Source organism: Micromonospora sp. WMMD961 (assembly GCF_029626145.1).
In the GTDB taxonomy this organism is placed as follows: Bacteria; Actinomycetota; Actinomycetes; order Mycobacteriales; family Micromonosporaceae; genus Micromonospora.
Genome location: NZ_JARUBJ010000002.1, coordinates 2,506,259 through 2,530,494 on the forward strand (window position 1 = coordinate 2,506,259; position 24,236 = coordinate 2,530,494).

General features: G+C 69.7%; 18 protein-coding genes. 15 read left to right on the forward strand and 3 right to left on the reverse strand.

The genetic code is table 11. The features are described 5' to 3' along the window. Positions 1–151: 151 nt before the first annotated feature. Positions 152–1,096: an inositol-3-phosphate synthase gene (locus O7614_RS11850; RefSeq protein WP_278138507.1), complete on the forward strand. Its 945-nt coding sequence runs from the start codon at positions 152–154 to the stop codon at positions 1,094–1,096. Positions 1,097–1,224: 128 nt separating this feature from the next. Continuing rightward, positions 1,225–2,664 carry a hypothetical protein gene (locus O7614_RS11855; protein WP_278138508.1) on the forward strand — a complete coding sequence of 480 codons (1,440 nt, stop codon included), beginning with the start codon at positions 1,225–1,227 and terminating at the stop codon, positions 2,662–2,664. Between the two features lie 3 nt (positions 2,665–2,667). Here O7614_RS11855 and glgA read toward each other — a convergent pair whose 3' ends face one another. Next, the gene (gene glgA / locus O7614_RS11860; protein WP_278138509.1) at positions 2,668–3,876 is read right to left on the reverse strand and encodes a glycogen synthase; all 1,209 of its coding nucleotides are present in this window, start codon (positions 3,874–3,876) and stop codon (positions 2,668–2,670) included. Between the two features lie 72 nt (positions 3,877–3,948). On the opposite strand from glgA, the gene glgC reads away from it, so the two are divergent. After that, positions 3,949–5,181, forward strand: coding sequence for a glucose-1-phosphate adenylyltransferase (gene glgC, locus O7614_RS11865; RefSeq protein ID WP_278138510.1), 1,233 nt, complete (start codon positions 3,949–3,951; stop codon positions 5,179–5,181). Positions 5,182–5,212: 31 nt separating this feature from the next. Further along, positions 5,213–6,856 (forward strand): phosphoglucomutase (alpha-D-glucose-1,6-bisphosphate-dependent), encoded by a 1,644-nt coding sequence (gene pgm, locus O7614_RS11870; RefSeq protein WP_278138511.1) that lies wholly within the window; start codon positions 5,213–5,215, stop codon positions 6,854–6,856. Between the two features lie 150 nt (positions 6,857–7,006). On the opposite strand, the gene O7614_RS11875 is transcribed toward pgm, so the two are convergent. Together O7614_RS11875 and O7614_RS11880 are read right to left on the reverse strand one after the other, a co-directional pair. Next, entirely contained in the window at positions 7,007–7,942 is a 936-nt protein-coding gene (locus O7614_RS11875) for an NAD(+)/NADH kinase (RefSeq protein WP_278138512.1), read from the reverse strand. Between the two features lie 91 nt (positions 7,943–8,033). Next, a complete protein-coding gene (locus O7614_RS11880; RefSeq protein ID WP_278138513.1) occupies positions 8,034–11,138 on the reverse strand; it encodes a M14 family metallopeptidase in 3,105 nt (1,034 codons plus the stop codon). 272 nt (positions 11,139–11,410) lie between these two features. Here O7614_RS11880 and O7614_RS11885 point away from each other — a divergent pair, with 272 nt between their 5' ends. From O7614_RS11885 to wecB, 11 genes are all read left to right on the forward strand, one after another. After that, positions 11,411–12,847, forward strand: coding sequence for a hypothetical protein (locus O7614_RS11885; protein ID WP_278138514.1), 1,437 nt, complete (start codon positions 11,411–11,413; stop codon positions 12,845–12,847). A 75-nt stretch (positions 12,848–12,922) separates the two neighbouring features. Continuing rightward, a complete protein-coding gene (gene metK / locus O7614_RS11890) occupies positions 12,923–14,110 on the forward strand; it encodes a methionine adenosyltransferase (RefSeq protein ID WP_278138515.1) in 1,188 nt (395 codons plus the stop codon). Then, positions 14,100–15,338 (forward strand): glycosyltransferase, encoded by a 1,239-nt coding sequence (locus O7614_RS11895; protein WP_278138516.1) that lies wholly within the window; start codon positions 14,100–14,102, stop codon positions 15,336–15,338. The genes metK and O7614_RS11895 overlap by 11 nt, the downstream gene beginning before the upstream one ends. Before the next feature lie 6 nt (positions 15,339–15,344). After that, positions 15,345–16,457, forward strand: coding sequence for a glycosyltransferase family 4 protein (locus tag O7614_RS11900; protein ID WP_278138517.1), 1,113 nt, complete (start codon positions 15,345–15,347; stop codon positions 16,455–16,457). Between the two features lie 5 nt (positions 16,458–16,462). After that, positions 16,463–17,164, forward strand: a complete 702-nt coding sequence (locus O7614_RS11905) for a class I SAM-dependent methyltransferase (RefSeq protein ID WP_278138518.1) — start codon at positions 16,463–16,465, stop codon at positions 17,162–17,164. 34 nt (positions 17,165–17,198) lie between these two features. Next, the gene (locus O7614_RS11910; RefSeq protein ID WP_278138519.1) at positions 17,199–18,269 is read left to right on the forward strand and encodes a hypothetical protein; all 1,071 of its coding nucleotides are present in this window, start codon (positions 17,199–17,201) and stop codon (positions 18,267–18,269) included. After that, complete coding sequence (locus tag O7614_RS11915; protein ID WP_278138520.1) at positions 18,266–19,546, forward strand: oligosaccharide flippase family protein; 1,281 nt, start codon at positions 18,266–18,268, stop codon at positions 19,544–19,546. Before O7614_RS11910 ends, O7614_RS11915 begins: the two co-directional genes overlap by 4 nt. A 137-nt stretch (positions 19,547–19,683) precedes the next feature. Then, positions 19,684–20,724, forward strand: a complete 1,041-nt coding sequence (locus O7614_RS11920) for a polysaccharide biosynthesis protein (protein WP_278138521.1) — start codon at positions 19,684–19,686, stop codon at positions 20,722–20,724. Continuing rightward, positions 20,718–21,845: a capsular biosynthesis protein gene (locus tag O7614_RS11925; RefSeq protein WP_278138522.1), complete on the forward strand. Its 1,128-nt coding sequence runs from the start codon at positions 20,718–20,720 to the stop codon at positions 21,843–21,845. Before O7614_RS11920 ends, O7614_RS11925 begins: the two co-directional genes overlap by 7 nt. Next, on the forward strand, positions 21,842–23,080 hold the full coding sequence (locus O7614_RS11930; RefSeq protein ID WP_278138523.1) for a glycosyltransferase family 4 protein: 1,239 nt from the start codon (positions 21,842–21,844) through the stop codon (positions 23,078–23,080). Before O7614_RS11925 ends, O7614_RS11930 begins: the two co-directional genes overlap by 4 nt. Then, complete coding sequence (gene wecB / locus O7614_RS11935; protein WP_278138524.1) at positions 23,077–24,201, forward strand: UDP-N-acetylglucosamine 2-epimerase (non-hydrolyzing); 1,125 nt, start codon at positions 23,077–23,079, stop codon at positions 24,199–24,201. The genes O7614_RS11930 and wecB overlap by 4 nt, the downstream gene beginning before the upstream one ends. The last annotated feature ends 35 nt before the right edge of the window (positions 24,202–24,236 follow it).

Here is a 24,236-nt window from a genome sequence, read left to right on the forward strand (position 1 = left end):
CTGACGCTGACGCTGACGCTGACGCTGACGCTGACGCTGACGCTGACGCTGACGCTGACGCTGACGCCGACGCCGACGCCGACGCCGACGGCGGTGCGCCGGAGCGGGTCGCCCCACCGCCGAACGCGCCGAGGTGACGTAGCCTCGGACCATGATCAAACCGGTGAAGCTCGCGGTTGTTGGTGTCGGGAACAACACCTCGGCGCTGGTGCAGGGGCTTGCTCTCTACCGCCAGAGCGGCAGCCTGGTCGGGGTCCGCAGCCCGATGGTCGACGGGCTCGGGGTGGGGGACATCGACGTCGTGGCGGCCTTCGCCACCTCCGAGGAGAAGATCGGTCGGGACCTGACCGAGGCGATCTTCCTGCCGCCGAACAACTTCCCCCGGCTGGACTGCGACCTGCCCAGCGCGGGTGTGCCCGTCACGAAGGGCCTCGTCGACGCGAGCGAGGTGCCGCGGGTGGCGGCGGCGCTGGCCGGGGCGGAGGTGCTGCTCTACTCGGCACCCAGTGGCCGGCCAGCGACCGCCCTGGCGTACGCCGAGGCCGCCCACCGGGCGGGCGTCGCCTTCATCAACACGACCTCCGACCCGGTCGCCCGGGATCCACACCTGCTGGACAGCTTCGAGGCGGCCGGGCTGCCGCTGATCGGCGACGACCTGGCCAGCCAGTTCGGCACCTCGGTGCTGCACGACGCCCTGCTGCGGCTCCTGCAGGAGCGGGGCCTCACGCTCGTCAGCTCCTACCAGGTCAACCTGGGCGGCACCGAAGACTTCCGCAACCTGGTCGAGAACCCCAACACCAAGAAGCAGTCCAAGCTCAACGCCCTGTCGGACGCTGCCAGCGTCGAGGTGGCCCCGCTCGGGTATCTGCCGCATCTCGGTTCGCAGAAGGTGGCGCACCTCAACCTGGAGGCGCAGGGCTGGGGTGGGACGGCCGTGAGCCTCGACGTGAAACTGACGGTGCACGATCCGAGCGGTGCCGCCGGGGTCAACATCGATCTGATTCGGCTGGCGGCCATCGCCCTGCGCACCGGGCAGGGCGGCTATCGTGCCGAGGCGGCTTCGCTGCTCAAGTCCCCGCCCGGTACGGCGATCTGAGGTGAGTTCCGCGGCACGCGGCTCAGCCCGACCGGATCGGCCGCGATGCGGTCACGACGCGAGTTCGCGCGCGGCCCGCCACAACCAAAACGGGTCCGGGACCACTCCTAGTGTTTCGGGAGGCCGGGTTGCGCACTGAACGAGAGTACGTCGAGTACGCGCAGGCACGCATGCCGTGGCTGCGACGACTGGCGTACCGGCTGTGCGGGCAGTGGTCGGCCGCCGACGACCTGTTCGCCACCCTGCCGGACGATCCGCCGCCGTTGCCGCCCGGTCACCTGGACGGCGCGCTCACCCGGGCCCGCCGCTCGGTTCGGCGCCGCCGGCTCGGCGTCGCCTCGGTGTGGGTGGTCGCCGCGCTGGTCCTGGCCGTCCTGATCGTGCCCGGTGTGCAGGGTTCCGTCCAGCCGGCGGCCCCGTCGACGAGGCCGAGCCTGCCGGACCGTCTCGCCGGGTACTCACTCCTCACCAGCACCGTCGCGAAGGCTCCGCCCGGCCGCGCGATCGCCCTCTACGGCTACGGCAACGGCGAGACGTTCAGCATGTTCCAGTCACTGGTCGTCGGGGCCGACGGAAACACCTATCGGCGGGTCGACGCCAGTGAGCAGCGGAACCGGCCCTCGGCGCTCCTCGCCCCGGACGGCACTCACGTGCTGCTCGGCGACGACCGCGGTGCGACCGACGACCTGATCCTCGAGGACCTGACCACCGGGAGGCGTCGATCCGTCCCGCTCGGCGAAGCGGTCGGCGTGCGGCTGCTGGCGTGGTCCCCCGACGGCGGTCACGTCGCGTACAGCGCGGCGCCGCTCACCAACTCCGGTGAGTTCGGCAGCGTCAACGTCGTCGAAGCCGAGGTGGCCCGCACCGGCACGCTCTGGCTGCTCGACCTGTCGACCGGACGCCGCACCCAGGTGCCGACGATCAAACCGGCGTGGACGGCGGCGTTCGCGCCGGACAGCCGCCGCCTGGCCGTGCAGGTCGGCCAGACGGCCCACCTCATCGACCTGGACGGGCGCGAGTACGGCAAGGTCCGGATCCCGGCCGGACGTGAACTGGCGGCCGGGGTCGGCTGGTCGCCGGACGGCCGGTTCCTCGCCACCGAGCAGTGGATCACGGATGGACCGTTCAACGGCACCACCGGCGGAGACACCGGCCGCCACGGCACCTTCCTGTGGAAGGTCGGCGACGTCGACTTCCTGCCCGTCACGGACGCCCGCACACCACCGGCGGCGGTCCAAGACGTCGTGCGGCTGCTCGGCTGGCGCTCGGCGGACACGATGGTCGTCGCGACAAGTGACTCAGCGGGTCACCTGGCCCTGGCCGAGGTGCAACTCGGCACCGGTACCCGACGGACGCTGTCCCGCTTTGACACCGGCCGTACCTGCGAGTTGGGCATGCAGAACTGCGAGGTCTTCGACCTGCACCTAGCTGCCGGCCTGCTGCCCGAGCTGACCGTCCGCGGCGCCGGCCGTCCACAGCGCGGCCCCTGGCCGACGCCGGTGAACGTCGTGTTCGCCGTCGCCGTCCTGGGTGCCGGGTACCTGCTGTGGCGTCGGACGGGTCGCTGAGCGCTAGCCCGTCGCCCCGACCGAGCGGTACACCTCCAGGGTCTGTCGGGCGATGGAGTCCCAGGAGAAGTGCTGCACGGCGCGCTGCCGGCCGGCCAGGCCGAACCGCTCGGTACGCGCCGGGTCGGCGAGCAGCGTGTTGATCGCCGCCGCCAGGTCGGCCACGAAGCGGTCCGGGGCCAGTGGAGTTCCGGACCCGTCGGTGGCCTGCTCGATGGGGACCAGCAGGCCCGTCTCGTCGCCGGCGACGACCTCGGGGATGCCACCGGTGGCGGTCGCCACCACCGCCGTCTCGCAGGCCATCGCCTCCAGGTTGACGATGCCCATCGGCTCGTACACGGATGGGCAGACGAAGACCGTCGCGTGGGTGAGCACCTGGATCACCTCGGGCTTGGGCAGCATCTCCGCCACCCAGACCACGCCGGAGCGGTTGGCCCGCAGCTCCGCGACCAGTTCTTCCACCTCGGCGGCGATCTCGGCGGTGTCCGGCGCGCCGGCGAGCAGCACGAGCTGGGTCTCCGCCGGCAACTCCCGGGCCGCCCGCAGCAGGTACGGCAGCCCCTTCTGCCGGGTGATCCTGCCCACATAGACCACGCTGGGGCGGGACGGGTCGATGCCGAGCCGATCCAGCACGTCGGTGCCGGCGTCCGGGGCGTACTGCACGGTGTCGATGCCGTTGTAGACCACCCGGACCTTCGACGGGTCGATCTGCGGGTAGGCGGTCAGCACGTCGGTGCGCATCCCCCCGCTGACCGCGATGATCGCGTCGGCCGCCTCGTACGCCGTGCGCTCGATCCAGGAAGAGAGCGCGTAACCGCCGCCGAGCTGCTCGGCCTTCCACGGCCGCAGCGGTTCCAGGCTGTGCGCGGTCACCACGTGCGGCACCCCGTGCAGCAGCTTCGCGGTGTGTCCGGCCAGGTTCGCGTACCACGTGTGGCTGTGCACCACGTCGCTGCCGGCCGCGCCGGCGGCCATCTCCAGGTCCACGCCCATCGTCCGGAGCGCGGCGTTCGCGTCGGCCAGGCCGGGCGGTTCGGCGTACGCGGTGACGCCCGGCTCGGTGCGCGGCAGGCCGAAGCAGTGCACGCGTACGTCGGTGCGGCGGCGCAACTCCCGGGCCAGGTATTCGACGTGCACGCCCGCGCCGCCGTAGACCTCCGGCGGGTACTCGCGGGTGAGCAGGTCGACGCGCAGCGGGGTGGGTTCCGTCATGACCCCGCACCCTAGTGCAGAAGAGTCCCCGTACGAGTGGTGAAGTGCGACGCGGGTGGATAGCGTCGGGGCATGGCTGCCAAGGTGCTCGCGATCGTCCTGGCGGGTGGGGAGGGCAAGCGCCTGATGCCGCTCACCACGGATCGGGCCAAGCCGGCCGTCCCGTTCGGCGGGATGTACCGCATGGTCGACTTCGTCCTCTCCAACCTGGCCAACGCCGGCTATCTCAAGATCGTCGTGCTGACCCAGTACAAGTCCCACTCCCTCGACCGACACATCACCAAGACCTGGCGGATGTCCACCCTGCTCGGCAACTACGTCACCCCGGTGCCCGCGCAGCAACGTCGTGGCCCGTGGTGGTTCGCCGGCTCGGCCGACGCCATCTACCAGAGCTTCAACCTCATCAACGACGAGCAGCCCGACTACGTGATCGTCTTCGGGGCCGACCACATCTACCGGATGGACCCCCGGCAGATGGTGGAGGACCACATCGCCTCCGGCGCGGCGGTCACCGTCGCCGGCATCCGCCAACCACTGTCGATGGCCGACCAGTTCGGTGTCATCGAGGTCGGCGAGGACGGTCGGAAGATCCGCGCGTTCCGCGAGAAGCCCACCGACGCGGTCGGCCTGCCCGACGCGCCGGACGAGATCTACGCCTCGATGGGCAACTACGTCTTCACCACCCGGGCGCTCTGCGAGGCGGTCGAGCGTGACGCCGCCGACAAGAGCAGCAAGCACGACATGGGCGGCAGCATCATCCCGATGCTCGTCGAGCGGGGCGAGGCCAACGTCTACGACTTCCGCGACAACGAGGTGCCGGGCAGCACCGACCGCGATCGCGGCTACTGGCGCGACGTGGGAACGCTCGACTCGTTCTACGACGCGCACATGGATCTGATCAACGTGCACCCCGTGTTCAACCTCTACAACTTCGACTGGCCGATCTACACCGAGCAGCCGCCGTGGCCGCCGGCGAAGTTCGTCCACCAGTGGGGTGAGCGGGTCGGCCGGGCGGTCGGCTCGATGGTCTCCCCGGGCGTGGTGATCTCCGGGTCGCTGGTGGAGAACTCGATCGTGTCGCCGAAGGTCCGGGTGCACTCCTGGGCGCACGTCGAGGGCTCGGTGCTGATGGAGGGTGTGGAGATCGGCCGGCACGCGGTGGTCCGGCGGGCCATCCTGGACAAGAACGTGTTCGTCCCGGAGGGCGTCGAGATCGGCGTCGACCTGGAGAAGGACCGGCAGCGCTACACCGTCTCCGACAACGGCATCGTGGTGATCGGCAAGGGCCAGAAGGTCGAGCCGTGACCGATTCGCACTTCCCGAGGAGGATCCCGCAGTGACCCACCCCCGTGCCGGCCAGCCCGCCGAGCCCGCCGATCTGGTCGACGTGCCGCGCCTGGTGACCGCCTACTACGCCGAGCACCCGGATCCCACGGACCCGGCGCAGCAGGTCTCCTTCGGCACCTCCGGCCACCGCGGCTCCAGCCTGCGCAACGCGTTCAACTCCGACCACATCCTGGCGGTCACCCAGGCGCTCTGCGACTACCGGCGGGAGCAGGGGCTGGACGGCCCGCTCTTCCTCGCCCGGGACACCCACGCGCTGTCCGCGCCGGCCGCCGTGGACGCGTTGGAGGTGCTCGCCGCCAACGGGGTCACCGTGCTGGTCGACAGCCGTGACGGCTACACCCCGACCCCGGCGCTGTCGCACGCGATCCTCACCCACAACCGGGGGCGGACCAGCGGGCTCGCCGACGGCATCGTGATCACCCCGTCGCACAACCCGCCCGACGACGGCGGTTTCAAGTACAACCCCACCAACGGCGGTCCGGCCGACACCGACGTCACCCGGTGGATTCAGGACCGGGCCAACACCATCCTCGCCGCGGGGCTCAAGGAGGTCCGCCGGATCACCCACGCGCGGGCCAGGGCCGCGGACACCACCGGGGAGTACGACTTCCTCGCCCACTACGTCGACGACCTGCCGGCGGTGATCGACATCGACGCGATCCGCGACGCCGGGGTGCGGATCGGAGCGGACCCGCTCGGCGGGGCGAGCGTGGCGTACTGGGGTGAGATCGCCGAGCGGCACCGGCTGGACCTGACCGTGGTCAACCCGACCGTCGACCCGACCTGGCGGTTCATGACCCTGGACGGCGACGGCAAGATCCGGATGGACTGCTCCTCGCCGAACGCCATGGCATCACTGATCGCCGCCCGTGCCGACTACCAGATCTCCACGGGCAACGACGCGGACGCCGACCGGCACGGCATCGTCACCCCGGACGCCGGCCTGATGAATCCCAACCACTACCTGGCGGTGGCGATCGGTCACCTGTTCCGTACCCGTACCGAATGGGGTCCGGCCGCCGCGGTGGGCAAGACCCTGGTCTCCTCGTCGATGATCGACCGGGTCGCCGCCGACCTGGGCCGACCGCTGCTGGAGGTGCCGGTGGGCTTCAAGTGGTTCGTGCCCGGTCTGCTCGACGGCGCGGTCGGCTTCGGCGGCGAGGAGAGCGCCGGGGCGTCGTTCCTGCGCCGCGACGGTTCCACCTGGACCACGGACAAGGACGGCCTGCTGCTGTGTCTGCTCGCCGCCGAGATCCTGGCCACCACCGGGCGTAGCCCGAGCGAGCACTGGGCGGAGCTGGCCGAGCGCTTCGGCGCGCCGTCGTACGCCCGGATCGACGCCCCGGCCACCCGGGAGCAGAAGGCCGTGCTCGGCAAGCTCTCCCCGGAGCAGGTCACCGCCACCGAGTTGGCCGGTGAGCCGATCACCGCGACGTTGACCACCGCCCCCGGCAACGGCGCTGCCATCGGTGGACTCAAGGTCAGCACCGAGTCCGGCTGGTTCGCCGCGAGGCCTTCCGGCACGGAGGACGTCTACAAGATCTACGCCGAGTCCTTCCAGGGCCCGGACCACCTGAAGAAGATCCAGGAAGAAGCCAAGAACCTGGTGGACCAGGCCCTAACCCAGGCCTGACCCCACCCACCACCCCTGCGCACGCCTCCACCTCCGCCCCACCCAAGTCGACCATGAAGTTATTGCCATGTGACGCGGCGTGTCGTGGCAATAACTTCATGATCAACAAACTCGGGTGGGGCTGGGGTGGTGCTTCAGCAGGGTGGGGCTTCAGCAGGGTGGGGGGTCGGCGGGTGATGGTAGTTCCGTGCCGCTGCGTCGGCGTAGCTCCTCGGGGAGCAGTTCGCGGAGCTGCTCGGGGAGGAACGGCAGGTCGAGCAGCGTCATCTTCAACTGGTTGCGCTCCTGGTAACGCAACGGGTCGAAACGGACCACCAGACCGGCGTCGCGGCGGTACGAGATGTCCACCGTCCCCTCCGTCGCCGCGTCGCGGAACACCAACCCGTCCATCTCCACCACGACCGGCGACGAGTTGGGCTGCAACTCCAACCGGATCTTCTCGTCCGGCGAGAGCACGACCGCCCGGGAGATGCCGGCCATCGGCGCCGCCGGAGTGATCACCAGCGAGTCCGCGGCGGGGGAGATCAGTGGGCCTCCGGCGGCGTAGCTGTACGCCGTCGAGCCGATCGGGGTGCTGACCACCACGGCGTCGCTGCGGTAGTAGCCGTACTGCTGGCCGTCGATGGCGAGCGTGACGCTGACGAAACCGGCCCCCGGCTGGCGGACCAACGCGATGTCGTTGAACGCCACGACGTCGTCACCGCACACGTCACAGGCGAGGCAGGCGTGCGACTCGACGGTGAAATCCTTCGACAGCAGCCGGCTCAGCGCCTCGGGCAACTCCGGCGGCTCGATCTCCACCAGAAACCCCAGACGACCCAGGTGTACGCCGAGCACCGGCTTCGGGTCGCGGATGGCGGAACGCAGCGCACCCAGCATGGTGCCGTCACCGCCGATGCTGATCAACGCGTCGGCGCGGGTCGCGACCTCGTCCGCCGGCACCGGCTCGACGCAGGACGGGACGCGGTGCTGGTCCTCCTCGCGCACCATCAGCGTCTTGTGATGGCGGGTGGCCCACCGTTCGATGATCCCGACCACCTCGGTGACATCCCGGGTGGGGTGCAGCACAAGTCCCAGCCCCGACACCCGTACAGCTCATCACATCGGTGGCGGGCGCACCCGGCGTACGCCGAAGGTGCGCCGACGGTCCGCAGACCGCCGGCGCACCTCTCCGCCGTCAGGGGCGGGGTTGACCGGTGAGGTGGGTCAACGAGCGGGCGACCAGGTCATCGCGGGCCGCCGGGGGGAGGCCCTCCAACCCGAAGCCCAGGTACACCGTGTCGCCGGTGACCACCACCGAGCCCTCTTCGAACGCCTGCTGGCTGCGCGACCAGTCGTTGGCGTTGCCACCGGAGCCGGCCGGCGGCCCGGCCACCGTCCAGCCTCCCAGGTCGGCGGACTCGAACGAGGTCTCCGCGACGGTCGACCCGTCGACCACCACCCGGGCGTCGTCCAGGAAGACGCCAAGGCCCTGGGTGGCCCAGTCCGAGGTGTACGTGATCGACACCTCGACCTGCTTGCCGGCGTACGCGGTCAGGTCGACCACGAACTCCTTCCAGCCGCTCGACGTCCCGGTCGCCGCGTTCCAGCTTCCGGTGCTGCCGGTGGGGGAGCAGTCCGCGCCCTGGTAGTGGGCCAGGAACGGGTGCAACTCGTCCCAACCCGAGGCGCAGCTCTCCCCGGTGACCGTGCTGGTCTTGCCGTTCACGTCCGGCAGGGTCGTCCAGTCGTCGCTGCCCACTTCGTGGGCCTCGACGAAGAGGAAGTCCCAGTTCTGCTCGATCTCGTACGAGGTGAAGAAGCGCAGCTCCCCGCTGCTCGCCCCGCTGAGGTCGACGGTACGGGTGAGTCGCTTGTACGACTCGTCGGCCTGCCCGCTGTGCAGGTACCACTCACCCGTACGCGGATCGAACGGCGCGCCACCCGGTCGCGTCCAGCCCACCGGCGCGGAGCTGGCGAACTGCGGGAACTCGTCCGGAGGCAGGAAACTCGACGTGGTCAGGAACGACGCGGTGTGCCCCTGGTTCTCCGCCGAACCGGGCGCGTTGAGCTGCCCGTCGAAGCCGGCGAACGCGTCGTCGCGTCCGGCGACCGGGAACGGGTCGCCCTCTGTTGAGGTGCCGCCGTCGCTGACGTAGGTGTACGCCCCCAACCAGTACTGCTGGAAGTCGTTGAGCAGCGGCAGGCAGATGGGATCGTCGGCGTCGGTGCACTCCGGCGGCGCGTCGGGGTGGTAGACGTACGAACCGTTGGCGCCCTGGGCGAACAACGCGTACTGGCCGCTGACCAGGAGCTTCCCACCCTCGTTCAGGTAGTCCCGGACGGCCAGTTCGGTCTCCAGCGCCGCCTTGGCCGTGGTGCCGGCGACCTGGCCGGGGGAGCGCAGGATCACGTCGTCACCGGTCTCCCACACCACGGCCTTGTAGTGCGACAGCACACCGAGCGGGTGTGGTGCCTTGCGGCCCATGGCGTCGAAGTCGTACACGTCGCTGCTGCGCCCGGCGGCGCTCAGCGACGCCGCGACCTCGTCGGCGTACTTCGCGGTGGTGCCGGTCTGTGCGGGGCTGAGACCGGTGACGTCCTCCATGGCGAGGACCAGCACGTCACCGCCGACGTCGGTGTGCACCTGGTAGGTGAAGTGTTCGCTTGCGACCACGCCGGACCGGGGTTTGTTGCCGGTGAACCAGACCTCCACCCGGTCTCCCGGCTTCGTGCCGCCGACCGTGCCGCGAAGCTCCGCGTAGTAGTCGTCGTGCGTGTCGCCGTACCGCTCACCGCCGCGCCACTCGCGGACCGCGACGGTCTTCGGTCGCCCGCCGTTGACCGTGTAGTGCATCTTGACGTTCTTCAGCGCCCGCCGGGTGATCGCGGCGACCTGCTGGGTGCGCCCGTACGACGTGTCGAAGGCGTCCACCACGAAGTCCGGGGTGCTGCGGCCGACCACCGAGACCGGCTCGTCCGGGTCCGCCGCCGACTTGGCCACGGCCAGCGCGAAGGGCAGGTTCTTGTTGACCTCGCCGGCGATCAGTTCCTCGTCGTCGGGGAAGATGAACCCGCTGACGCAGTCCTCCGGGCGCCACTCGTCGTCCGGGTCGACCGCCGAGGCGGCCTCACAGGTGGACATCTCGGGGGTGAAGCCCAGCGTGCCATACCGGATGGTGGCGTGGGTGTCGGTGTCACCGTTGGTGGTGTACAGCTCGGCGGAGATGTCCGGGTCGTAACCGGGCACCGCCGGGTGCGCGTCGTCCCCGACCATCGCCTTGTAGATCTCGTCGTCCGGGCTGGGAGTGCTTACCTGCCAACCGATGCCGTAGAGCAGCAGCTCGGCCGCCGAGTGGTAGTTGACGAGGAACTCGAACCCGACCCGCTTGAAGAGTCGATCCAGGGCTACGGTCTCCGGCTCCGAGTTGGGCCCCGGCCCCCGGTAGGTCTCGCTGTTGGGGTCGGGCGACGAGCCCTCGTTGTCGTACCCCCACTTGTAGGCGAAGTTGCGGTTCGGGTCGACGCCGTCGCCGGGGCCGATCTGGCCGTCGCCATCGTTGTCCCGCAGGTTCTTGCGCCACAGCCGGTTGCCGGGCGTGAAGGTGTAGTCGTAGCCGTCCGGATTGGCCACCGGGATGAACCACAGCTCGGTCGTATCCAGGAGTTTGGTGATCTCCCGGTCGCTGCCGTAGCTGTCCAGCACGTGGTGCATCAGCCGGCGGGTCATCTCCGGCGTGATCCACTCCCGGGCGTGCTGGGCGCCGACGTAGAGCACCGCCGGTCGCTTCCCGTCCGCGACGGTCCGCGCGTTCTTGGTGACCTTCACGGCGAGGATCGGCTGCCCCTGATGGCTGCGACCGATCGTCTGCACCTTGGTCAGCTTGGGGTAACGGGCCGCGGCGGCGTTCAGTTCGTCCCGGATGCCGCCCGGCTCCCCGTAGGGGCGAAACGACGACCAGCCGGCCGCCGCCTGCTCCCGCAGCGCCTGCGACGCGTCCTTGCCGCGCACCTTCTTCACCGACAACGGGACGCCCTGGTCGGTGAGCCGCTTCGCCTGCCGGCGGCTGAGCACCGTCTCGACCGCTGTGCGGCCGGCCGCGTCCGTCTTCGCGTCGTGGCCGAGGTCGACCCCCGCCGCGCGTAGCTGGTCCCGCTGTTTCGCGTCGACCGTGCCGACGTACACCTCCAGGCCGTCGCGGGCGGTCGGTTCGGACGGTGGCTTCGCGCTGGCGGGTGGGGTCAGTGCCAGTGCGCCGAGCAGGGTGACCACGCTGGCGATCGCCAGTCGTCTCGGTCTCATCGCGCCTCCTTGGGTGAAGGACCTGTAGGCGCGAGCCTTCTGCTGCGGGGTGATCGATGTCAATAGGTCGAGAGGCGCGAGGTGGCTGACCGTGTCGGCGTCGATGCCTCGCGTGACGATCCTGGCGTCGGGTTGGTGCGGTCGGCCGGCCGGCCGATTCAGGACCTTGGCGCGCGCGATGGTCCGGAGTCGACAAGGGTGCGGGTGGAAACGGCAGGCCAAGAATGTGAATCAGGCATCGAGCGGTGACTGTTCCGATACGCTCCGCTGCCATGGGGACAATCCATGTACCGGTCACCCGATCGGCGCCGCGCTCCCGTCCGCGCGCCGACGGGGTGCCCCAGTTCGTGCAGAACCTGGCCGCCGGTGCCGCCTGGCTGACGGCCGGTGCCGCCTGCTTCGTTCTCGACCCGGCCCTGGAAACCGACTGGCACCGCGAGGCCACCGTGGCCCTGAGCCTCCTCGCCATCCTCTTCGGCACCTGGGTGTTCTGGCGACACGGGGGCACCCGGATCACGGCGGTGGGGATCTACAACCTCGCCTTCGCGGTCTTCGTAGGATTCGGCGGCTTCTACCACAGCATCAATAACGTGATGACCGATCCCGGTATCCCGTTGTTCACCATTGTCGCCGTCTGTTTCTTCGGCAACGTGCTGACGTGGATGCTGTTCTGGGGGGACGGCGGCCCGGCCCTGAAGGCGCGCTTCGACGCTGCCCGGGTGGATGCGGGCACCGCAGGGTGGGCGTTCACCTTCGGGCTGGTCCTCCTCGCCGTCGCCGTCATCGCCTCGCTGGTCGCCGCCGAGACCGAGTTCACCGCGAAGCCGGTCGGCTTCGTCGGCGTCGTGTTACTGGCGGCCGGTCTGCTGCGCGGCCCGCTGGGTCGATGGAAGGTGCTGTGCGGTTCGGTGTGCGCCGTAGCCTTCACCGTCTATTTCTTCTATCTGTTCAACGGATTCGGACGCATCGTCCTCGGGTCCCTCGCCCTGGCCCTGCTGGTCATCCTTGCTCATGGCGACAGGCGGCGTTACACCAAAGCGCTCGTGGTCCTCGGCGGAATACCGGCCCTGCTGTTTCTCGCCGCTCTTCGCGCCGGTGGGGCGGCCTCGGATGTCGACAGCGATGGCTTCGGATCGGCCGTCAGCCCGATGTCCGCGTTTGCCGAGCTCTGGCAGATGAACACCATCGGGATCCTGCCCCGAGGGTGGGGCGAAACCTTCTTCGCTGCCGCGGTCGCCCTGGTGCCCCGCGCGTTCTGGCCCGACAAGCCAGTCGGCTTCGGTTATGAACTGGTGCCTTACCTCGCGCCCGGACTGGCCGGCACCGGCCATTCGGTGGCGGCCCTCTGGTACGGCGAGTGGCTGTTCAATTTCGGTGTCGTCGGCATGGCGGCGATGATTCCGGTGACCGGTCTCGCCGTGTCTGCCATCGATCGGCTTCTGGCTCGTGCGTCGTCGCGGCCGTTGACCACGCCCAAGGCGCTCGGCAGCTACGTCGCGGGAGTTCTTCTCGCCGTGGGCCTCTTCGATCTGGTCTGGGTGGGTGGCTTCACCTACATGACCCGCACCGGGCCTCGGTTGGTGGTTCTGGCCATGCTGGTAATGGCGACGGCGTGGCTCGCCCGTCGGCCGACCGAGCCGGAAATGATGCTCGGGACGATCGCCCGCGCCCGACGTGGATACGCCAACATTGAACGCCCGGCCAAGTAACTGATCGTACGGAAACTCGTTGTTTTATTGCGCCAGCGCATGCCGTAATGCATATTCTTACCCAGGGGAGTAATTGTGTCAGGCCGCCTTTTCACGTCCGAGTCAGTCACCGAGGGGCATCCTGACAAGGTTGCTGACCAGATCAGCGACGGCATCCTGGACGCGTTGCTCACCATCGACCCCCGTAGCCGGGTCGCCGTCGAAACCCTCCTCACCACCGGTCAGGTGCACGTTGCCGGCGAAGTGGCGACGACGGCGCAGGTGGACATACCCGAGATCGTCCGCCGGCTTATCATCGACATCGGATACGACTCCTCGGCCAAAGGATTCGACGGCGCTTCCTGCGGTGTGAGCGTCTCGATCGGCAAACAGTCTCCGGACATTGCCCAGGGCGTTGACAGCGCGATCGAGATGCGATCCGGTTCGTCCAGCACACTGGACACCCAGGGCGCCGGTGACCAGGGCATGATGTTTGGCTTCGCCTGCTCGGAAACCCCGGAGCTGATGCCTCTGCCGATCGCGCTCGCGCACCGACTGGCACGTCGACTCGCTGCCGTACGTAAGAACGGCACCATTCCCTATCTTCGTCCCGACGGCAAGACGCAGGTCACGATCGAGTACGAGGGAATGCGTCCGGTCCGTCTGCACACGGTGGTCGTCTCCACCCAGCACGCCCCGAACATCGCCCTGGAGTCGCTGCTCACGCCGGACATCCGGGAACAGGTCATCGCCCCGGAACTCGAGGGTCTCGACCTGGACACGGACGGATACCGGCTGCTGGTCAACCCGACCGGCCGGTTCGAGGTCGGTGGGCCGATGGGCGATGCCGGCCTGACAGGGCGAAAGATCATCGTCGACACCTACGGCGGCTACGCCCGGCACGGCGGCGGCGCGTTTTCCGGAAAGGACCCGTCCAAGGTGGACCGGTCCGCGGCGTACGCCACGCGGTGGGTGGCCAAGAACGTGGTGGCCGCGGGTCTGGCCGAGCGCTGTGAGGTGCAGGTCGCCTATGCCATCGGCAAGGCACACCCCGTCAGCCTCTCCGTGGAGACCTTCGGCACGGAGAACGTGTCCGTGTCGACGATCAGAAAGAGCATCACCGAGGTCTTCGATCTGCGTCCGGCGGCGATCGTCCGAGACCTGGACCTGCTCCGCCCGATCTATCGACAGACTGCGGCGTACGGACACTTCGGCCGTGAGTTGGCCGATTTCACCTGGGAAGGTGCCAGCCGTGCGATCGCCCTCAAGTCCAGTGCCCTCTGAGCACGGCTACCGGGTGCTGGCTACGTCGGCGTACTTCGAACCCGGTTATCGGGCCGGCGGTCCGGTGCGATCCCTGACCTCCATGGTCGACGGGTTACCGTCGGACGTACGCCTGACGCTGGTCACCAGTGATCGTGATCTCGGTTGTCGGGAGCCGTATGCGGGCCTGTCCGGACTGTGGACGACACGGTCCCGGTCCCGGGTCTTCTATCTGAACCGCCGTAGCCCGCGGCACTGGTTGCGCATCTGGCGCGATCAGCGGTCGGCCGGCCCGTTCGACCTGCTCTACGTCAACAGCGTCTGGCAGCCGACCTTCTCGTTGCTGCCGGTGCTGGCGACCATCCTGGGGTTGGTTGCCGCGAAGCGGATCCTCATCGCACCGCGCGGAGAGTTCTCGCCCGGGGCACTCCGCATCCGGTCGCACAAGAAGAGGCTGTTCCTGGCCCTCTGGCGTCGGCTCCTGGTTCGGCGCGACGTCCTGTGGCACGCGACGAACGATCGCGAGGCCGCCCACATCCGCGCGCTCGTTCCCGGCGCGCGGATCGTGCTACGCGAGAACCAGACCCTGCTACCGGTGGACCCCGCACCGCCGGTGCAGCACGAGGACGCTCACCTACGACTCGTCTTCATCAGCCGCATCACGCCGATGAAGAACCTCGATCTGGTGCTGCGGGCCCTGAGGTCGGTCACCCGACCGCTGAGTCTCGACATCCACGGGCCGGTGGACGACCCGTCGTACTGGCGGGAATGCCAACGGCTGTGCGATGAGCTACCCGCCACGGTGACGGTCCGGTACCGCGGTCCGGTGCCTCCAACCGAGGTCCGCGCCACGTTCACGCGATACGACGCCTTCGTCCTACCCACCCGTGGGGAGAATTTCGGGCACGTCATCGCCGAGAGTCTGTCCGCCTCGTGTCCCGTGGTCTGCTCGGCGGAGACACCGTGGACGGATGTGCTCGAAGGCGGCGGCGGTGTCGTCCTCCCCGCGAACTCCGCCGCCGAGCTGAGCCGGGTCATCGAGCGCATGGCGGCCGACGGTGTCGCCGAGCGTCACGCGAGGCGGGTCGCGGCCGGCGAGGCCTACCGCGCCTGGCGGGCCGGGCAGTCGACGCACAGCGTGATCGATCTCGTACGCACCGACACGCTCGCCGAGGTGACCGGTTCACCAGCGCAGGAGCGCGCTGTACGCGTACCGGGCGGCACGACCGCCGTCCGGGAGAGGAGCTGACGCATCGTGGCGGAGGTGCTCTTCATAGTGGAGGTGCCCACTCCCTACCGGAATCCGGTCCTCGACCATCTGCACCTCACGGGTCTGGACGTGCACGCTCTCTATCACCGGGGCGACGCGGGTCGTGGTTGGGGCGCGGCCGTGCCGGCTCATCCGCACGAGGTGGTCAATGGCGGGGCGGCGTCGAGATGCGTGACTCTGGTGCGTGCCGCGCTCCGTTCCGACCTGAGAGTCGTCTGCTGCTTCGGCTACGCCCGGCTCGCGAACGTTCTCGCCGTACTCGCCGCCCGGCTGCGCGGCGCCCAGGTGGTGCTCCGGTCCGACAGCAACTGGCTCGACGAGCGGCGACGGCCCGCAGTGCGACGATGGGGAAAGCGACTGCTGCTGCAGGCGATCTTCGGACGGCGGGCCCGGGTGTGGACCGTGGGAGCGCAGAACGACCGGTACTGGGCGGCGTACGGCTTCGGCAACCGACACCTGATCCCGTTCGGTCTGCCCAGGCCCCCCGTCGCGAGCCAGGAGCAGGCCGCGGCGCTGCGGACCCGGCACGCCCTCGGCGGCGGTCTCGTCATCCTGTTCGTGGGGCGACTCGCACCTGCCAAGGGACTGGATACCCTGCTGTCCGCCTTCGCGCTGTTCGCCGATTCCGCGGCGCGGCTGGTGATCGTGGGACAAGGGCCGCAACGACCTCTGGTCGACCACGCCGCCGCCGCTGATCCGCGCATCCGCGTCCTGGGCGCGCTGCCGCAGGACGAGCTCGGCCCGATCTTCGCGGCGGCCGATCTCTTCGTGCTGCCGTCGCGCTACGAGCCGTGGGGTCTCGTTGTCGCGGAGGCACAGGCCAACGGCGTGCGGGTCGCCGTCAGTGACGTCGTCGGATGTCATGCCGATCGCGTCACCACGGACAACGGTTGGGTGTTTCCCGCAGGTGCGGCCGACCGGCTCGCGGAGGTGTTCGTCGAGGCCCGCGACCTGAAAGGTCTCCGCCGGATCCGCGTGCCGGCGACCCCGGCCTTCAATGCCGGCCCGGCCATGGCCGCTGACCTCGTGGCGATGGGCGCCCAGGTGACTTCGAGAAGGGCACGCCCCGTGCCGGAGTACGAGAACGAAAGGTGTTGAGTTCGATGAGACGTCCGTCGGTGCTGGACAGGGTTCGCGCGCGTGTGCCCGGCGTACCACGCAGCGGCCGGGAGGTGCTGACCTCGCTGCAGGTGCTGTCGACCCTGCGGGCGAAGGGTTGGCACAGGTCGGTCGCGGGCGGGGCGCCGAGCGGGTCGGACGGCGGGCCACGCCCCTGGTTGACCTACGCGGCGATGCACTGGCTCGCCACGCACGTCGGCGCCGATCGCCGCGTGTTCGAGTACGGTGCGGGCTCCTCGACCGCATGGTTCGCCGACGCGCTGCGGGTGCGGGAGATCGTGGCCGTCGAACACGACGCCGAGTGGTTCCGCCGGGTCCCGCAGCCTCGCCACGGGCGGGTGGTGCACGTGCCCTGCGACGGGACCTGGTGGGAGGCGGACGGCGCCGCCCCCTACGTACGGGCCATCGAGGCAGGCGCACCCTGGGACGTGATCATCATCGACGGGATGGCGCGGACGACCTGCTCCCGCCTGGCGCACGAGTACCTGACGCCCTCGGGACTGGTGGTGCTCGACGACACCGATCGCCCGACGACACGTCCGGCGGACGACGCCCTGACCGCTCAGGGTTTCGGCCGGCTGGACTTCTGGGGCTTCAAGCCCGGGTTGGGTGTCGACGCCTGCACGACGGTGTTCAGCCGCGACTTCAACGCGTGGATGGTGCCGGCGACAGACGCCGTCCGCTAGTGCTGGCCCGGCTCGGGGGAAGGAGGCGGCGAGAATGGCTGAACGGGTACTGATCGTGTCGCAGGACCACGAGGGGCATCGGTTGATGTACGTCCGGCTCCTGGCGGCCGCTGCTCTGGACCGCGGCGACAGCGTGGTGCTCGCCCTCACCCGGCCCGGCCTCCGGTCCACGGAGCATCGGCTGCACCTCGCCGCCGTGGCCGACCGCTGCCGACAGGTGACGCTGGCGGATCCGTCGCTGACCGTCACCGGTCTGCGCCGCCAGGCGAGGCGGTACGGCTGCACCCGGGTCCTGGTTCCCGACGGCGACCGGTTCGCGCTGCGCCTCGGGATGCGGGGCTGGCCGGCGGGCCCGCCGATCGTCGTACTGGTCACTCAGGACCCGCGCTGGAACACCGACAACCGGCCGTTGGTGCGGGCCCGGTTGAAGGCGAAGGATCTCATCCTGCGGCGCACCGAACGGCTCCCCGGTGTCCGGCTGCTGTACCTGTCGGACCACTCGGAAGCGGGTCGGAAGGCTCGTCCGGCCGTCGCGCCCGACCCGGTGTTCTTCGACGCGGACGACCAGGACCCGGCTGCTTTGCGCGGCGAGCTCGGTCTCCCCGAGCACCGGTTCGTCTTCCTCGTGGCGGGCAAGGTGTCGGCCCGCAAGAACCTGCCCCTGGTGCTCCGCTGCCTGCTGCGACTGGCGGACCGGCCGGTGGCCCTGTTCGTGTGCGGGCAACTGGATCCGTCGGTGCGTGCGGAGGTGGAACCGCTGCTCGGCAGGGCCCGAGCCGCGGGGCTGCCGGTGATTCTGGACGACCGGGTGCAGACCGATCACGGCATCAACTGCGCGGTGCAGGCGAGCGACTGTGTCATGGTGGCGTACTCCAGCGACCAGCCCAACTCGATGATGGTCAAGGGCATTCGAGCGGGACGGCAGGTGGTCGTCGCGGGGTCCGACCAGTTGGTGACCTGGGCGCAGCATCTCGGGCTGAGCCTCTGCGGGCCGCTGACCGAGGAGTCCGTGACGGGGCTGATGGAGAAGGCGATGGCCGCGCCGGCGCCTGCACCGCGGGTGGACCTGGGCAGCGACGCGTTCGTCGAGGCGTTCCTGTCATGATCGGCCGCGGCGGCCTCGCGGCTCAGACCGTGACCCTGGTCGTCGCGGGAGCCGGTTCCCAGGCGCTGTACGCGGTCCTCGTCGCGCTGGTCGCGAGTCGGGCGGGACCCGCCGCGTTCGGCATGGCCGCCGGCGCGATGGGCATCGGGGGGATGCTGGTCGGAGTCGTGGACTTCGGCTTCAACGCCTTCTCGGTGCGGGAACTCGCCGCTGGTCGGATCAGTGAGGAGAGCTACTGGAATCGGCTGCGGGTGCTGTTCGCCGTGGCCGTCGCCGGCGCACTCGTCATCTCGGTAGCGGCATTGGCGACTCCGTGGCCGGAACTCGGTCTGGTGGTCGCCCTGGTCCTGCTCAGCCGGACGGCGATCAACGGCGTGGTCGTGCCGCTACGAGCTACCCGTCGGGTGCTGAAGGTCGCCGCGGTTCTCCTGTTGGAGCGCCTGGTGGCGCTCGTCCTGGCGGTCGTGCTCCTGGTGACCACCGGCGTCGGCGCGCTGCCGACGCTGTGGTGGTCACTGGTCGGCGGTGCGTTCGCCGCATTGGCTGCCGGCATCCTGCTCGGCGGACCACGCCGACTTCGCTGGGTGCCCACCGGCCTGACCGCACCGTGGCGGGCGACGGCGGGGTACGGCAGGTTCTCGTTGGCCGTCAGCGCCACCTCGCTGGACGTCACGTTGCTCGCGGCGACCGGCGGCAGCGCGCAGGCGGGCATCTACAGCGCGGTGTCCCGCTGGACCCAGCCCGTCCAGTTCTTCGCCCAGGCATATTCGTCCGCCGCCGCACCCGCCATCGCCCAGGCGCCCTCCTCCCGGGTCGCGCTGCAGGCGGTGCGCAGATCCCTCTGGCTTCTCTGCGGAGCAGTCGTCACGTGTGCCGTTCTGGTCCTGCTCGCACCCACCGCGGTCTCACTGGTGCTCGGTGACACCTACCGGCAGTCCGCCGAGGTGTTGGTGGTGCTGTCGATCGGTGCCGCGGTCGTGGTGGTGAACCAGCCACTCGCGACGTTCCTCCAGGCCCGGGGCCACGAGAACGTGGTGGGGATCTGCACGGTCGGCACGGTGTCGCTGCAGTTGGTCGGGGTCTGTGTGACAGCCGGCCCGTTCGGCGCACAGGGCGCCGCCTGGTCGTACGGGGTGGGTCAGATCGCGCTGACCGTCCTGCTCGCCACGTACGCTTCGCTGCTGGTCCGGCGGCATCGGCGCGACGGCGCCCAGCAACCCGACCCGGGCGTGCGTGAGCCGGTACTGGCGGCGGATGCTCGGGGCACCGGCACCTGAACCCGCCTGGTGTGTCGACATTAGCCCTTTTGGTGACGTTTCGAAGCATCCTGCTCGCTCGTTGGGCCGAGTGCGGCCATCGACACCGCCGGCAGCGGCCGGCTGCACGCGAGCCACCAGTAACGAACGGAGCGACAGTGACTTTTTTGACCACCGGACGGCGGGTCCTCATCACCGGCGGAACGGGTTCGTTCGGCCGGACGATGGTCCGCCGACTTCTCGATCGGGACGTCGCTGAGATCCGGGTGTTCAGCCGGGACGAGGCCAAGCAGGACGAGATGCGCCGACTCCTCGGCGACGAACGCGTCCGCTACCACGTCGGGGACGTACGCGACTACGACTCGGTGTTGCGGGCCAGCCGTGGCATCGATCACGTGTTCCACGCGGCTGCCCTCAAGCAGGTGCCCTCCTGCGAGTTCTTTCCGCTCGAGGCGGTGCGGACGAACATCCTCGGCAGCGCGAACGTCGTCGAGGCAGCCGAGCGCAACGGTGTCGGCTCGGTGGTGGTGCTGAGCACGGACAAGGCCGTCTACCCGGTCAACGCGATGGGCATGAGCAAGGCGATGATGGAGAAGGTCGCGCAGGCGCACGCCCGCAACAATCCGAACAGCGCCACCACCGTCTCCTGCGTCCGGTACGGCAACGTCATGTACTCCCGCGGCTCGGTGATCCCGCTGTTCATCGAGCAGATCAAGGCCGGGCGGGCACCGACAGTCACCGACCCGACGATGACCCGCTTCCTGATGTCCCTCGGCGAGTCGGTGGAGCTGGTGGAGCACGCCTTCCAACACGCCCGCCCGGGTGACATCTTCATCCGCAAGGCGGCTGCCTGCACCATCGGTGACCTGGCCGAAGCGGTCTGCGAACTCTTCAACGTGCCGGCGAAGCTGGACGTCATCGGCGTCCGGCACGGCGAGAAGCTCGACGAGACGTTGGCCAGCCGGGAGGAGCTGACGCAGGCGGAGGATTTCGGCGAGTTCCTCCGGGTGCCGCTGGACGCCCGCGATCTGAACTACTCGCTCTACGTCTCCGAGGGAGAGCTGGACGAAGGGCCCGTCGAGGACTTCAACTCGTCCAATGCGCCTCGGTTGGGCGTACCGGAGATCATCGAACTGCTGAAGAGGTTGCCGGAGGTCCGCGCCGAGCTGGCCCTGCGGGACCCGGTGCTGGCGTGCTGAGACTCGCGTTGACCGGGGCCGGCGGATTCCTCGGCTGGCACGTGCGGGTGCTCCTGCGGGCGCTCGGTTGGCCGGAGCCGGTAATCATCACGCGCGCGGACCTGGCCGACCCTCGGGTGGTCGGTGCCAAGCTCTGCGGTGTCGACCGGGTGCTGCACCTCGCCGGCGTGAACCGCGGCGATCCGGCAGAGGTCGCCGAAGGTAACCGCCGCATCGCCGCGCAACTCGCCGCCGGCCTACGCGCCGCCGCGGATCCGCCGACCTGCGTCGTGTACGCGAACTCGGTGCAGGCCGGCAACGGCACACCGTACGGCGACGCCAAGGCGGACGCCGCGCGGATCCTCGCCGACGCCCGGGTGCCGCTGGACGACGTGCTGCTGTCCAACCTCTACGGCGAGCACGGCCGCCCGCACTACAACTCGGCGGTGGCGACGTTCTGCCGCGTGCTCGCCGAGGGTGGGCAGCCGGACGTCCACACCGATCGTGAGATCGCGCTGGTGCATGTGACCGACGCCGCGGCCCGGCTCGTCGGCGTGCCGGCGGGTGGTTCCTGGGATCCGGCCATGCCGGCGTTGCGGCTCGGCGTTCGTGAGCTGGCCGAACGTCTGGCCGGGCTGGCCGCCACCTACCGCACCGGCGAGATCCCGGTCCTGACTGACCGGCATCTCGTGCGGTTGTTCAACACCTACCGCTCGCACTGCTTCCCGACGCACTACCCGCTGGTACTGCCGCGCCGCGCCGACGTCCGCGGGGAGTTGGTGGAGACGGTCAAGGTGCACGGCGGCGCCGGGCAGACGTTCAGCTCCACCAGTCACCCGGGCGTTACCCGGGGCGAGCACTTCCACCTGGCGAAGGTGGAGCGGTTCGTGGTGTTGCGCGGCACCGCGGAGATCAGCCTGCGTCGGGTCTGCGACACCGACGTGGTGCGCTTTCCGGTCTCCGGCGACGCGCCGGTCGCCGTCGACATGCCCACCATGTGGGTGCACAAACTGGTCAATATCGGCGACGACGAACTGGTCACCCTGTTCTGGACCAACGAGCTGTTCGACCCGGCGCGTCCGGACACCTGGCCCGAACCGGTGGAGTCGCGGATTCCGAAACCCGCGGTGGTCGCCGCGTGAGGGTCGGCCTGGTCAGCCAGTGGTATCCGCCGGAGGGTGTGTTCATCCCCGGCAACCTGGCACAGCACCTGGCCGCGCGCGGCCACCACGTCCGGGTGCTCACCACCTACCCGAGCTATCCGCACGGGCGGCTCTACCCGGGCTGGCGGCAACGCTGGCGGCATGTCGAGATGCAGGGCGCCGTCGCGGTGCGACGGGTGCCCGCGTACCCGAGCCACGACACGTCGGCGCTGCGCCGAGCGGCCAGCCACCTCACCTTCGGCCTGAGTAGCGCGCTCGCCGGCCCGAGCTGGCTCGGTGGGGTCGACGTCACGTACGTCTACCATCCGCCGCCCACGGCGGTCGCCGCGGCAGCGCTCGTCCGGGCCGCCCGGCGTACCCCGATCGTCCTGCACGTGCAGGACATGTGGCCTGATTCAGTCCTGCATTCCGGGATGTCCCCGACCGGTCTCGCCGGACGAGCGGTGGCGGGTGGTCTGGACGTCCTCATGCGGTCGGCCTACCGGTTGGCGGCCGCGATCGTGGTGATCTCACCGGCGATGGCAGCCCTCGTGGTGGAGCGGGGTGCCGATCCGAGCCGCGTGCGTGTGGTGTGGAACTGGACCGACGACGTTCTGTTCCGGCCCGTGGCACCGACGGACGCGGCCCGCGCCACGCTCGGACGACGGGACCGGTGCACGGTGATGTTCACCGGCAACCTCGGTCTGCTTCAGGGCGTGGACACGGCCATTCGCGCGGCGTCCGCCGTCCGGGACCGGGTGGACCTTGTTCTGGTCGGATCGGGTGCCTACGAGGACGAGGCCCGCAGGCTCGCTACCGAGCTGAACGCTGACAACGTCCGTTTCGTTGGTCGCCGCGCCCCGACGGAGATGGCAGACCTGTACGCGGCGGCCGACTGGCAGCTGGTGTGCCTGCGGGATCTGCCGGCGCTACGCGGCACCGTCCCGTCGAAGCTGCAGGCCGCTTTTGCCTGCGGCGCTCCGGTGATCGCCGCGCTGGGCGGGGACGCCGCCGCTCTGGTGGATTCGGCGGGAGCTGGGCTGGTCTGCCCACCGGGGGACTGGGCGGCGCTCGCGGACCGCATGCGGCAGGCGGCCGACACGGCCGCGGCCGACCGCGCCGCGATGGGCCAGCGAGCACGCCTGGCCTACCAGGAGCGGATGTGTGTGCGGGTCGGCGTCGACCAGTTCGAGGACATTCTGACGAAGGTGGCAGCAGGGAAAGGACGGCCATGACCCGTGTGATGACGCTGGTGGGTACCCGGCCGGAGATCATCCGGCTCTCGCGCGTGATGGCGAGGCTGGACGACGTGGTGGAGCACGTGCTGGTCCACACCGGCCAGAACTGGGACAGCTCGTTGTCCGAGATCTTCTTCAAGGAGTTGCGGATCCGGGAGCCGGACCGGTTCCTGCGCGTGGACACCTCGACGCTCGGTCGGGTGCTCGGCGGCGTGCTGGTCGGTGTGGAGGAGGCAATCGCTGAGCTTCGGCCGGACGCGCTGCTCGTGCTCGGTGACACCAACAGCTGCATCGGCGCGCTGATGGCCCGCCGGCTGCGGGTACCCGTCTACCACATGGAGGCCGGCAACCGTTGTTTCGACCTCAACGTGCCGGAGGAGACGAACCGACGTCTGGTGGACCACGTCGCCGACTTCAATCTCGTCTACACGGAGCACGCCCGGCGGAACCTGCTGGCCGAAGGGCTGCACCCGCGCCGGATCCTGCACACCGGTTCACCCATGCGAGAGGTGCTCGAGCACTACCGGACGGACATCGAGGCCTCCGCGATCCTGCGGCAGCTGGAGCTGACGCCGGGCCGGTACTTCCTGGTCAGCGCGCACCGCGAGGAGAACGTGGACAGCCCGGACCGGTTGGCCCGGTTGCTGGAATGCCTCCGCGCTGTTCGTGACCGCTGGCACTTCCCGGTCCTGGTGTCCACCCACCCCCGGACCCGCAAACGGCTGGAGTCGTTGGCGCCCGGCGCGGCGGCGCTCGACGGGATCGCCTTCCACGAGCCGTTCGGTCTGCTCGACTACGTGCACCTGCAGACGAAGGCCTACTGCACGTTGTCGGACAGCGGCACGATCAGCGAGGAGTCGGCGATCCTCAACTTCGCCGCGGTGACGCTGCGGGAGTCGATCGAACGCCCCGAGGCGTTGGACGCCGGCGGCATCATCATGACCGGTCTCGACCCGCATGGTGTGGTGGAGGCGATCCAGGTGACCGTCGACCAGGTCCGCGCCGAGGGAGTCCCCTGTCCGGTCGACTACCAGGTTCGGGACACGTCCCGCCGGGTGGTCGACTTCGTCCTGTCCACGGTCCGCCGGCACCACGACTGGGCGGGCATCCGCCGCTGAACGGCGGGACACGCAGCGGGCCGGCGACCAAGGTC